Origin of the sequence: Aeromonas sp. 3P (assembly GCF_051919745.1) — a bacterium.
GTDB classification, from domain to species: Bacteria; Pseudomonadota; Gammaproteobacteria; order Enterobacterales; family Aeromonadaceae; genus Aeromonas; species Aeromonas veronii.
The window spans coordinates 3,555,968-3,568,573 of record NZ_JBQBED010000001.1 but is presented as its reverse complement, the minus strand read 5'-3'; the positions used below and the strand labels follow the sequence as shown (position 1 = coordinate 3,568,573).

Here is a 12,606-nt window from a genome sequence, read left to right as displayed (position 1 = left end):
ATCCGCTGGCCGCCAGTGATCTTGGTAAAGAGCCCGTAACGCTCGGCGATCTCCCCAAGGGTGATGAGCCCGCGCGGGGTAATTTCCCCCCTGCAATCCGTGGCACCACCGAATAGGTACCATCTCGCTGGATGTTGGCGAGGAAACGATCGTTGCTGTCTTGCAGCGCCCGATGCGGCTTCTCTAACACGTGTTCGTTCCATAGCGAGGCGAGGATGGAGGCGATCACCGGCTTGCACACCTCGCAGCCAAGCCCCTGACCATGGCGAGTCAGCAGCGTGTCAAAGTCGCGGATCTGCTCGACCCGGATCAGATGGCACAACTCTTGACGGCTGAAGGCAAAGTGTTCGCACAAATGATTGTCGGTCTCGACCCCGAGCTCGCTCAGGGTCTGATCCAGCACCTGTTTAAGCAGGTTACTGCACCCCCCGCAGCCGGTGCCGGCGCGGGTCACGGCCTTGATCTGACCCAGCTCGTGATGCCCGGCCCGAACCGCCGCTGCCACGGCCCCCTTGCTCACGTTATGGCAGGAGCAGAGGGTTGCGCTCTCTGGCAAGGTCAGCGGTGCGGCCACCGTATCCCCCTCACCAGTGAGCAACGCCAATAGCGGGGTGGGCAAGGGCATCCCTTGCTGGTAGTAGGTGAGCAACCGATCGTAGTCGGCCCCATCCCCCACCAGGATGGCCCCCAACAACCGCTCACCCTGCTCATCAACCACCAGTTTTTTGTAGACCCCTGTGCTTCGGTCAAGCAGCAACAGCGACTGGGCGCCTGCGGTCACCCCCTGACCATCACCGATGGCCCCCACATCCACCCCCATCAACTTGAGCTTGGTAGACATGTCAGCGCCATTGAAACGGCTCTCGCCACCACACAGGGTGGCCACGGCGGCACGAGCCATCTGATAGCCGGGAGCAACCAGACCAAAGATCCGCCCCTGCCACAACGCACATTCACCAATGGCCAGAATGGCCGGATCCGAGCACTGGCACTGCTCATCAATGACGATACCGCCGCGCTCACCCACCGCCAGCCCGGCACCGCGCGCCAGACTATCGGCCGGACGGATCCCGGCCGAGAAGAGCAGCACGTCGCACTCCAGGTGCCCGCCATCGGCAAACACCAACCGGTGGCGAGCCTGCTCACCATCGACGATACGCTCGGTCACCTTGCCCAAGTGCGCTTCTACGCCGAGCGCGGCAATCTTGCTGGCCAGCAACTCTCCCCCCAGCTCATCGAGCTGAACCGGCATCAGGCGAAGCGCAAACTCCACCACATGAGTTTGCAGACCGAGCAGGCGCAAGGCATTGGCCGCCTCCAACCCGAGCAGTCCACCACCGATCACCACCCCGCTGCGCGCATGGGCACAGGCTTCGCGGATCGCAATCAGATCATCGAGAGTGCGATAGACAAAGCAGTGGCTACGATCTCGTCCCGGGATCGGTGGCACAAAGGGCATCGACCCCGTGGCCAGCACCAGACGGTCATAACCAATAGCCTCCCCATTACTCAACTGCACCAGACCCGCTTGCCGATCGATCACCTCCACGCTCGCCCCCAGACGCAGGGGGATGCCCTGATCGTGATACCAGCCCGGATCCGCCAACCGCAGCGCCTCGGGGGCTCTGCCACCAAACACCTCGGAGAGGTGGACCCGGTCATATGCCGGATCTGGCTCCGCCCCCAGCACATTCAACTCGAACTGTGCCAACCCGCCGGCCGCCACCAGTTGCTCCACAAAGTGGTGGCCGACCATACCGTTGCCCACTACCACCAATCGCTGTTTGTTCATCCCTGTACTCCTTACTCTCTCACGCCCGCAACTTGCCGGCCTGTGGCTTGCTCTCTTCCCCTTTGAGCGGGGTGACCTTGCGCTGTTTTTCATACAAAAAACGCAGCACCTGCTGGCGTAGCCTGTGGTAGTGATGATCGTCGGCCAGCGCCACCCGATCCCGCGGCCGGGGCAGCGACACCGTCAATACCTCACCGATAGTGGCGCTGGGGCCGTTGGTCAGCATCACGATACGATCCGACAACAACACTGCCTCATCCACATCGTGGGTCACCATCAGCACCGTCGTACCGAGCCTGGCCTGAATGGCCATCAAGGCATCTTGCAGATGCGCCCGGGTCAACGCATCGAGCGCGCCAAACGGCTCATCCATCAACAGCACCTTGGGGCTGAGTGACAACGCGCGGGCAATGCCAACCCGCTGCTTCATCCCCCCCGATATTTCGTGTGGCATCTTGTCGGCGGCATGATCCATCTGTACCAGAGAGAGAAACTCCATCACCCGCTCACTCACCCGGCCCCGACCCGACTCGACCTGGCGCACCGCCAGGGCGACGTTCTCGAACACCGAGAGCCAGGGCAACAGCGCATGGTGTTGAAAAACCATGGCTCGCTCCGGGCCAGGCCCACGGACTTCGCGACCGGCCAGAATGACCCCGCCACAACTCGGCTCGCACAGCCCGGCCACCAGGTTTAGCAAGGTACTCTTGCCGCATCCCGAATGACCGATGAGGGAGATGAATTCCCCCTGTTCGATGCGCAAGTTGACATTGGCCAGCGCCTCGAAGTAACCACGCTCGGTGGTGAACCCCACCCCCATGTTGCTCAATTGCAAGAATGCGCTCATCCCTTATCCCTCTTGTTAGCGCAGCTCGGCGCGTTTATCCCACGACCAGCGCAACTGCAGCGACAGCATCAGTCGATCAAGACCGCATCCAATAAGTCCTATGGTGAGCACCGCCACCATGATGCGTGCCAGCGAGCTGGCACCGCCGCTTTGAAACTCATCCCATACGAATTTGCCGAGCCCCGGATTCTGCGCCAGCATCTCGGCGGCAATCAGCACCATCCAGGCCACCCCGAGCGAGAGCCGCAAACCGGTGAAGATCATCGGCAAGGCGCTCGGCAGCACGATACGGCGCACATGGGTAGGCCAGGAGAGACACAACACCCGGCTGACATTCCCCAGATCCGGATCCAGCGTGCTGACCCCGACCGCGGTATTGATCAGGGTTGGCCACAGCGAACAGAGCGCCACCGTCACCGCCGAAACGATGAACGACTTGGCAAACAGCGGATCGCTACTGACGTAGAGGGCACTCACCACCAGGGTGATCAGCGGCAGCCATGCCAGTGGGGAGATAGGTTTTAGCACCTGTACCAGTGGATTGATGGCCTGATAAAGCCGCGGATTCATCCCCAGCAGGATGCCAAACGGCACGGCCAGTAGGCTGGCCAGACCAAAACCGAGCAACACGGTGCGCAAGCTGGTCAATACCTGATCGATGAAGGTGGGTCGCCCGGTGTAGGGCACGATGCGCACCTTGGCGGCAGGATCGATCGCCAACCGCTCGGCATTGCGCTGAGCCTGACGCGCCAGAAATGCGCGCTCACGCTCCCGCTCGGCCACAAATTCCTCACCAAGCCGTCCCGCCTGACTCAGCGTCGCAACTGGCCCCGGCAGGGCCCCCAGGGAGGTGTTGACATGGCCAGCCCCCCACTGCCATAGCAGCAGAAACAGTGCACAACCCAGCAAGGGCAAGCCCAGACGTTTGCAAATATTGAGATTCATAGGATGCTCCTTGGTTACTCTGCCCGCTCATCGCCCTTGAGGCCGATGGGGAACTGCGCGAGATAGGCGTTGGGTTGGCGCCCGTCAAAGGTGATGCCGTCGATAAAACCGGCATCCGGTGCCCGATAGCCACTCTCATGAGCAAAATCGACAAAGTCGGCAGCCTTGAACTTGCCCTCGGCAATCAGTGCTTCGGCAGCCTGGCGGTAGACATCGGGTCGATAAACAGCCCGAGCGACCGCGTCGTACCAGCTATCTGGCTTGGCGGTGGGGATCTGACCCCAGCGACGCATCTGGGTCAAAAACCAGACCGCATCCGAGTAGAAGGGGTAGCTGGCGTGTTGCCGGAAAAAGAGGGTAAAGTCGGGGGCCTGACGCACATCCTCCTTGCTGTAGCGGAAGGTGCCGATCATTGAACTGGCGATCACCTGCTCATCCGCGCCTACATAGTCGGGACGCGCCAGCAGACGGGCCGCTTCAGGCCGATTGCGGTTATGTTGCTCATCCAGCCAGTAGGCCGCCCGCAGCAGGGCCTTGACCATTCGCACATGGGTATTGGGATACTGTTCGGCGAAGGTCCGGGTGACCCCCAATACCTTCTCGGGATTGGCGTGCCAAATCTCGCTATCGGTAATCACCGGTCTGCCAATCCCCTTGGCCAGTGCCTGCTGATTCCACGGTTCGCCCACGCAGTACCCCTTGATAGTGCCTGCCTCCAACGTGGCTGGCATCTGGGGAGGAGGGGTCACCGAGAGCAACACATCGGCCTTGAGCTGACCCGAGTTATCACCTCGCTCCGGGGCGTAAAACCCCGGGTGCAGCCCACCGGCAGCCAACCAGTAGCGCAGCTCATAGTTGTGGGGAGAGACCGGAAATACCATGCCCATGTTGAACGGCTTGCCATCACGGCGCGACTGCTCCACGGCGGGCTGCAATGCAGCAGCGCTGATCGGTCCCGTATGGTTGACCAGGGCCGGTTGCATCTGTTCCCAGACCGAATTGGCCACTGTGATGGCGTTACCGTTGCGATCCAGTGACAGAGCGGTCACCAGCTCGGCCTTGGTGCCAATACCGATATGGGCGGCCAGTGGTTGACCTGCCAGCATGTGCGCGCCATCCAACTCGCCACCGATCACCCGATCCAGCAAGACTTTCCAGTTGGCTTGGGCCTCCAGGGTCACATAGAGCCCTTCGTCCTCGAAATAGCCCCGCTCGTAGGCGACTGCCAGCGGCGCCATGTCAGTCAGCTTGATAAACCCGAGCCGCAGTGTCTCTTTTTCCGGCTCACCCACTTGTGCCTGTGCGGCGGCCCCCAACAAGACGGCGCCACAGAGCGCCCCCCATTTGATCATGCTCATCACGTCTCTCCCTGTGTGAAGCGGATCCAGCAAACGGCGCCATTGCCATTGGCTGAGCCACAAAAAAAACGCCTCACCGATCGGGTGATCGGTGAGGCGACAGTGCCTGTTACCTGACATCGTCAGGTCAATGTGTGCCGCAATCACAACGCCATGGATGGCGACTGCGGCTAATGCGTTATCACTTCATGTCTTTATTGCTATTCACTGCTATTCACATTGCATGCCAGTTTATGTGATCCCGAGCACAGAGGTGCCACACCTGCCTTTCAGGCTTCCCCCCTCACCACCCGAGCCATCCGTTGCGCCAATTCGGGTCGCTGCTGCACCAGTTTGGCCAGACAGCTCGAGCAAGTTAGTCCGCCAGTAGCTGCAACAGCTGACGAGCCAGAACGCCGATACGCTTGCCCTGATCCATTGCGGTTTTGCGCAACAACTGATAGGCCGCCTCTTCACTCAGCGCCTGGCGCTGCATCAACTGCCCTTTCGCTTGCTCCACCCAGCGGCGCTCCTCCAGTTGTTGCTGCAGATTTTGCTCCCGCCGCACCCCGTCCCCCAATACCATTTGCAGCTGGCGAGCCAGTGTCAGCCAGGATTCGATTCGCTCCTGCTCACCGCAATCATGGGGCACCAACCACACCCCCTTTGCCAACAGTACCTCCTGCTCCGCCACGCTCAGACGACTACAAAACAGCACTTTGGCCAAGGCGGGCCGCTCGATAAGTCCGATACGGATCTCGGCACTCAAGCGGCGGCAACTGATCAGAAGCCCATCGGCGGCCTCGCCTTCCGCCACCAAAGCGCGGCGATCGAGGATCCGGGTTCGATGACCATAATGGCTGCCAAGGACAGCCAACCGATTGGCCTGCTGCGGATCATCGGCATGGATCAACAGTAGGGAGCGGCTCACACCGCCGGGAGAGGTGAGGAACATGATGATCTCTTCCATGAGACTGAGTTGTGCCAACTCAGGCAATCTGAAAGCCAACTTGTTGAATATACCTCCTTTTTATCCATCAAGAGGTATCAGGGGTAGTTCAGGTATTATGTCTGCCGAGTGGCCAGCAAACGTGCAACTTCCGGCAGACAAGTCCCGCAATTGCTGCCGCATCCCAGCAGTGCCTGCAAGCCTGCCACCTCATTCACCCCCTGCCGGGTGATCGCCTCCAGAATCTGATGCTCGCTCACGCGCAGACAGGAACAGACCTGTCGACTGGTGCCCGCCAGTGCCTGATCCAGGGTAGAGACAAGCGCATCGGCTTGCAGTGGCGCACCAAGCAGACTGGCCAGCCCATCGATCCTGACCGATTGGGGGGTCGGCGTGACCAACAGCAAGCTGACTATGCGCCCTTGTAGCAACTCGATCGCCAGCCACCCCTGCGGTTGTGGCACTCGCAGCCAGTTCCCCCCGGCACAGAGGCGACACCACACCTGCTCGGCTGTCTCGTGCCAATCAGCCAACCACTGACAAACACGCTTGCCACTGCTTCCCCTCAGGGTGCGCAGGGCCCACCAGGAGACGGGGTGCGCAAAGCGGTGCTCCGCCAACCACAACCCCTGCCAGCACAATGGCTGGCGCACTACCCTGACCTGCGTCTGCTTGAAAGCAGGCTGCCCCGACAGCGGATCGAGCCGGGCTGACACCAGCCGGTTGACACCCGCCCCCTGGCTGTAGACCTCGCTCCAGTGCATCGGTAAAAAGGCCTCCCCTTCTCGCAGCCCCTCATCACGGGAGGCCAGTGCAAGGCTCTCCCCCTGCTGGCTGCGGATCCGCAGCAAGGAGCCTGGCTCGGCTCCCAGCGCCAGCAGGCTGGCCGGCCCCAATCGCAGAGATGGCCAGGGTTCAGCCTCCTGCAATCGTGCCACATGACCCGTACGCGTCATGGTGTGCCACTGATCCCGCAACCGCCCAGAGTTGAGCAACAAGGCCACGCCCTCACCCGTCGGAGATGCCGGGCTCTCGCTCTGCGGCGCAGCCACTACCAGCCGGGCACGACCATCCGGAGTGGCAAAACGCCCATCGGAAAACAGTCGATCACAGCCGGTCGGATTGGCGCCATTAACGGGCCAGCGGATGGGTGATAATGCCTCAAACTGAGTGCGATCCAGCGTGGCCAAGCCGGAGATATCGAACTGGCGCGATCCGTCGTTCTCAAAGCCCGACAAGGCGGCATGTTCACAGAAAATTTGCTGCTCATGCTCATAGGGAAACGCGTCGGCAAAGCCCAACCGACGCGCCACCTGTGTTAATGTCCACCAGTCGGGACGAGCCTCTCCGGGGGCAGCCAAAAATGCGCGCTGCCGGCTGATGGTGCGATCCGAATTGGTCACTGTCCCCCCTTCTCCCCCCAGGCGGCTGCCGGCAATAACAGATGGGCCAGACGGGCGGTGTCGGTTGCCGCCGTCACATCGGATACCACCAATAGCTCACAACGCCGCAGCGCGTCACATACCCGTAGCGAATCAGGCAACGAAACCGCTGGATTGGTGCCAATCACCCAGAGCGCCCGGATCTCACCACGATGAAGTGCCTCAAACAACGCCACCGCCTTATGACCCGGACCACTGACAAGCTGCGGCGCCCCCCAGAACCGAGCCAGACGATCGCGGCTTGCCTCATCAAATCCCATGTGGGCCGCCAGCTGAGTAGCCAGCCCCCCCACTTCGCGCCCCCCCATCGCGTTGGGCTGACCCGTCATGGAAAAAGGAGCCGCTCCCGGTTTACCGATGCGCCCGGTCAACAAATGGGCATTGATGATACAGCCAGCCTGATCGACGCCCTGTTCCGATTGATTGATCCCCTGACAAAACAGGGTAACGGTGCGCGCATTGGCCGCAAACAGCCTGTAGAAGCCCAGCAGATCCGAGAGTGGCAGATCGCAACTGGCTGCCACCGCCTCTGGGCGCCAGCAGGCGTGATCCAGTTCACTGGCCAGTTCAGCAAAACCAGCCACATGCCGGGCAACATACTCCTGATCCCAACCACCGCTATCAAGCAGGTAACGGCAAAGGCCGTTCCACAGGGCTACATCACTGCCCGGGCGCAGCGGCAGGTGCAGATCCCCTTGGCTGGCCGTCATGGTCTCCCGCGGATCGAGCACCACCAACTTCATGCCGGGGCGCTGTACCCGGGCCTGCTGCAAACGCCGAAACAGCACTGGATGGGTCCAAGCCGTATTCGCACCGGTCAGCACCACCAGATCGGCGAGCTCGAGATCTTCATAGCACGCCGGCACCAGATCTTCGCCAAACGCACGCTGATGGGCCACCACCGCCGATGACATACAGAGCCGTGAATTGGTATCGACATGGGGTGAGCCGATAAACCCTTTCATCAATTTGTTGGCCACGTAATAATCTTCGGTGGTGAGCTGACCAGATAAATAGATCGCCACACTCTGCGGGCCGGACTCCGAGATGATGCGATCCAGTTCGCCCGCCAACCGATCGAGCGCACGATCCCAATCCAACTGCTCGCCATGCCAACGGGGGTAGAGCAAACGTTCGGGAAAATCGAGGCTGTCGATAAGGCTGCTCCCCTTGATGCAGAGTGCCCCCTTGTTGGCGGGGTGGGTAGCGTCACCACTTAACTGCCACCCCGTGTCACTCTGCTCCAGACTAACCCCGCATCCTACCCCACAATATGCGCACACACTCTTCATGCTGTTTATCCCCCAGCGCCGCCAGTAAAAAAGGCGCCAGCCCCTTGCGGAGCTGACGCCTGCGTCATGCCACTGCCAATTTGTTTGTATCTATACCCTTGCGGCTGCACAGTGGCAACCGGTATACCCTGCGGTAAAGTGATTTATAGCAAGGATTGCGCCAACTTTCCCACCGTTACAGCGCCAGCAGCAGCTCACCGCAATGCATTCGCTAGCCCCCGTTCTGGTGCACACGCCCTGTTTTGGGGCCACAGAGGATCAAGACAAGGACTCATGGTGATCTGAGGACACCGAGTGTAGTCTATCGATACACCGAACATGGAGAAGCACGATGAATGAATCACTGATTGTCTTGGGATTTTTCGTATTCCTGGTGATCGCCACCTTGGCGGCCGGAGTCAAGATAGTGCCCCAGGGCTACAACTGGACGGTAGAACGCTTTGGTCGCTACACCCGCACCCTCTCACCCGGTCTCAATCTGCTGATCCCCTATGTGGATCGGGTCGGTCACAAGATCATCATGATGGAGCAGGTGCTGGACATCCCGGCGCAAGAGGTGATCTCCCGCGACAACGCCAACGTCACCATCGACGCCATCAGCTTTGTGCAGGTAGTGGATGCCCGCAAAGCGGGTTATGAGGTCAACGATCTCACCAGCGCCATCCGCAATCTCACCATGACCAATATGCGCACCGTGCTCGGTGCCATGGAGCTGGACGAGATGCTCTCCCAGCGCGACACCATCAACGAGAAGCTGTTGCGCACCATGGATGCCGCTACCGCCCCCTGGGGCATCAAGGTGACCCGCATCGAGATTAAAGATGTGCGCCCGCCGCTGGCACTGGTCGAGGCGATGAACGCCCAGATGAAGGCCGAGCGTCAGAAACGGGCCGAGGTGCTGGAGGCCGAAGGGGTGCGCCAGTCCAAAATCCTGAAAGCGGAAGGTGAGAAGCAGTCCCAGATCCTCAAAGCCGAAGGTGAGCGTCAGGCCGCCTTCCTCGCCGCCGAAGCACGGGAGCGGGCAGCCGAGGCGGAAGCCAAGGCGACTCATATGGTCTCCCAGGCAATTGCGGAAGGAGACCTGCAGGCCATCAACTACTTCGTGGCCCAGAAATATACCGAGGCACTGGCCCGCATCGGTGAAGGCCCCAACAGCAAGATCATCATGATGCCGCTGGAAGCGGGCAGCCTGATTGGCTCGGTGGCTGGCATGGCCGAGCTGTTCAACAAAGATGGCAAGGGCAGCAAGTCATGACAGCCCTGTTAGAGGGGCTGACCCATTGGCACTGGCTGGGGCTCGGCTTTATTCTGCTGGCCATCGAGGTGCTCGGCTCGGTGGGCTTTTTGCTCTGGACCGGCATCGCCGCGCTGGAAGTGGGCCTGCTGCTGCTGATCTGGCCCTTTGGCTGGCAGGCGCAGTTGCTGCTGTTTGCGGTGCAATCCCTGCTCACCACCTGGGCCTGGTGGCGCTGGCAGCACCAGCGCGATAACTCGGGTCAGGATGCCGCCAGCACCATCAACGAGCGGATGCAGAGCTATATGGGCCGCGAGCTGACCCTGCTGGATGATGTGACTCAGGGCACCAGTCGGGTGCATCTGGACGACACGGTCTGGACGGTGCGCTGCGACGAGTCGCTGCCTGCGGGCAGCAAGGTCAGGGTGGTCGGGGCCGACTCCCACATCCTGCTGGTTGAACCCCGCAACTGACGCAACTCTGCCGTCGAGTCATAAAAAAGCCCGCGATCGCTCGCGGGCTTTTGTCTCTCTGGCTGCCACTCAGGTACGCAGCCGATCGAGCTGACTGGCGAGCGCAGTGGCCGCTTGCTCCAGCGCTTCGCTCAGCTGATGGCTGGAGCTGGCCTCCTGCCCGATCACGTTGGCGGTATCACCAATCCGCATCAAATTCTTGTTGATATCGTCACTGACGGCGCTCTGCTGCTCGGCGGCGGTGGCCACCTGACTGATGTGGTCGTGGATCTGCTGGATCTGGGTCACCACCCGATTGAGTGCCTCGAACGCCTGCTCGGTGCCCTGCACCGTGGTGGTGGAGCGCTCGATGCCGGTATTCATCAGACGTTGGCTGCTGCTCACCTCGGTCTGCAGGCTGCCAATCAGCTGGCCGATCTCGTCGGTCGATTCACGAGTCTTGTTGGCCAGCGCCCGCACCTCGTCTGCCACCACTGCAAAGCCGCGGCCCATATCACCCGCTCGTGCCGCTTCGATGGCGGCGTTGAGGGCCAGCAGATTGGTCTGCTCGGCAATGGCGCGGATCACATCGAGGATCCTGCTGATATTGGTGCTGCGCTGGGCCACCAGCGCCACCGCTTTATCCGCCTCATGCATATCGCCGACCAGAGTATGGATCTCGTTGCGAGCATTGCTGAGGGTCTGCTGGGCGGTATTGATGTGGTGGGTCGCCGCTTCCGACTCCTGCGCCGCCTGCTCGGCATAACCTGCCACGCTGACTGCCGTGGTGCTCATCTGATGCATGGCGCTCACCACGCTCTCCAGCTCCAGATTCTGCTCATCCAGACTGTTGCGCATGGTGTCGGCGGTATGTTTCATCTCCCGCGCCTGCTGGTAGACCTGCTGACCGATCCCCTTGCTCATTTGCACCATGCCCCGCAGCTTGCCGAGGAAGGCATTGAGCTGGGACCCCAGATCGATCAGCTCCTGATGGGTGTCGATCTCCATCTGCTGGGTCAGGTCTCCCTCGTTGCTGGAGAGATGGCCCACATGGCGGCTGATAAGGGAAAGCGGCGCTGTGATGGTCTGAATAAACCAGACCAGCAAGCCCAGCACCAACAGGGTAATCCCGCCCATGGCGATGATCTGCTGCCGCTGGGCATCCACCAGCAGGGCGCCCAGTTCATTGCTGATGGCGTGCGCCTTGCTCAGCGCCAGCGCCTTGGGCACCTTGATCATCAACCACCACTGGGTATTGGCTGCCTCAACCCGGATGGGCTGATGAAGAATAAAGTCACTGTCGCTGCTGACCGGCTGACCGTCAGGCAGGGTCAGGCCCACCTCCTTGAGTGGACGGCCCAGCTTGTCGGCATAGCGGTTGCTGCCCACAATCAGCCCAATCTTGCTGACCAGAGTCACATCCGCCTTGTTGTCATAGAGGCTCTTGCCAAGGTTTTCAGCCAGTTGCTGGAAGATGGGCAGGTTCATATCCACCCCGGCCAGCCCGACAAACTTGCCGTCACGTAGCACGGGCACCGTCAGACTGGTCATCAGCATCTTGTTGCCCGGGCTGATTTCGTAGAGGTAGGGCTCCATCAGGCAGGGCTGGCGGGTATCGCGACCACAGAGATACCACTCGCTGTTGCGAATGCCGAACTCGTTGAGGGAGGTATCAAACTTGGCCTCGCTGGCGGCGGCGTCCACCGCTTGCTGGGCGACGGCGCCTCCCTGATCCTTGGTGAAATAGACCTCCAGACTCCCCTTGCCTGCCACCGAGTGGCTGGCTCCGCCCAGCCAGTTGCCGTCCTCGCCATCATAGCCATCCGGTTCAAACTGGGCATAAATGGAGCTGATCCCGCTCGCCTGCTGCAGGCTGCTACCGAGCAGAGACTCCACTTGGGGCCGCGACAAGCGCAGTTCCGGTTTGGCCATCCCGGCTTCAATCTGGGCGGTCACGGTCAGGGGGATCTGATAGGAGTTCTGCATCAGCGAGGCAATCTGAATGGCATAGCGCTCCGCCTGATACTGCAGGCTGCGGGAGACCTCCTCTTCCAATGCATCGCTGGTCTGGGTCATCACCATGTTGCGAAGAGAGCTGAAAGAGGCCGATTGCAACAGGGTCATGGCCAGCCCGGTCAGCAGAAACAGCCCCATGGTAAGGCACAACAGCTTGAACTTGAGGGAACGTTGCTTCATGCGACAACTCCTTATGGCAGAATAACAACGAATAAGTTGAGTATATTCGCCCACTTGCGCTTCACCCGATTTGTTGATGGGTTTGTGGCAGGCTTCTGGTTATAATTTTTGCCTTCCCGA

The 12,606-nt window shown here is 60.7% G+C and carries 9 protein-coding genes and 2 pseudogenes; 2 read left to right on the top strand and 9 right to left on the bottom strand.

Annotated elements, in window-relative coordinates; genetic code table 11:
- Window positions 1–2: 2 nt before the first annotated feature.
- From ACTG19_RS16605 to ACTG19_RS16570, 8 genes and pseudogenes are all read right to left on the bottom strand, one after another.
- Window positions 3–203 (bottom strand): annotated as a pseudogene (locus ACTG19_RS16605) (hypothetical protein); the annotation flags it as partial.
- Window positions 140–1,756: pseudogene (nirB, locus tag ACTG19_RS16600) on the bottom strand (nitrite reductase large subunit NirB); the annotation flags it as partial. The pseudogenes nirB and ACTG19_RS16605, both read right to left, overlap by 64 nt.
- Window positions 1,757–1,811: 55 nt before the next feature.
- Window positions 1,812–2,639 carry an ABC transporter ATP-binding protein gene (locus ACTG19_RS16595; RefSeq protein WP_421280691.1) on the bottom strand — a complete coding sequence of 276 codons (828 nt, stop codon included), beginning with the start codon at window positions 2,637–2,639 and terminating at the stop codon, window positions 1,812–1,814.
- A 15-nt stretch (window positions 2,640–2,654) separates the two neighbouring features.
- Window positions 2,655–3,584: an ABC transporter permease gene (locus ACTG19_RS16590; protein WP_047439596.1), complete on the bottom strand. Its 930-nt coding sequence runs from the start codon at window positions 3,582–3,584 to the stop codon at window positions 2,655–2,657.
- 14 nt (window positions 3,585–3,598) lie between these two features.
- Window positions 3,599–4,942 carry a CmpA/NrtA family ABC transporter substrate-binding protein gene (locus ACTG19_RS16585; protein ID WP_047439598.1) on the bottom strand — a complete coding sequence of 448 codons (1,344 nt, stop codon included), beginning with the start codon at window positions 4,940–4,942 and terminating at the stop codon, window positions 3,599–3,601.
- Window positions 4,943–5,297: 355 nt separating this feature from the next.
- Window positions 5,298–5,876, bottom strand: a complete 579-nt coding sequence (locus ACTG19_RS16580; protein WP_323876334.1) for an ANTAR domain-containing response regulator — start codon at window positions 5,874–5,876, stop codon at window positions 5,298–5,300.
- A gap of 110 nt (window positions 5,877–5,986) precedes the next feature.
- Entirely contained in the window at window positions 5,987–7,273 is a 1,287-nt protein-coding gene (locus ACTG19_RS16575) for a nitrate reductase (RefSeq protein WP_439964507.1), read from the bottom strand.
- Complete coding sequence (locus ACTG19_RS16570; RefSeq protein WP_439964508.1) at window positions 7,270–8,604, bottom strand: molybdopterin-dependent oxidoreductase; 1,335 nt, start codon at window positions 8,602–8,604, stop codon at window positions 7,270–7,272. The genes ACTG19_RS16575 and ACTG19_RS16570 overlap by 4 nt, the downstream gene beginning before the upstream one ends.
- A 331-nt stretch (window positions 8,605–8,935) precedes the next feature.
- Between ACTG19_RS16570 and ACTG19_RS16565 the strand changes: the two genes are divergently transcribed.
- Window positions 8,936–9,859 (top strand): SPFH domain-containing protein, encoded by a 924-nt coding sequence (locus ACTG19_RS16565; protein ID WP_047439600.1) that lies wholly within the window; start codon window positions 8,936–8,938, stop codon window positions 9,857–9,859.
- Complete coding sequence (locus ACTG19_RS16560) at window positions 9,856–10,311, top strand: NfeD family protein (protein ID WP_005335704.1); 456 nt, start codon at window positions 9,856–9,858, stop codon at window positions 10,309–10,311. Before ACTG19_RS16565 ends, ACTG19_RS16560 begins: the two co-directional genes overlap by 4 nt.
- A 69-nt stretch (window positions 10,312–10,380) precedes the next feature.
- Here the strand turns inward: ACTG19_RS16560 and ACTG19_RS16555 are convergent, their stop codons facing one another.
- Window positions 10,381–12,486 (bottom strand): methyl-accepting chemotaxis protein, encoded by a 2,106-nt coding sequence (locus ACTG19_RS16555; protein WP_439989281.1) that lies wholly within the window; start codon window positions 12,484–12,486, stop codon window positions 10,381–10,383.
- Window positions 12,487–12,606 lie beyond the last annotated feature (120 nt).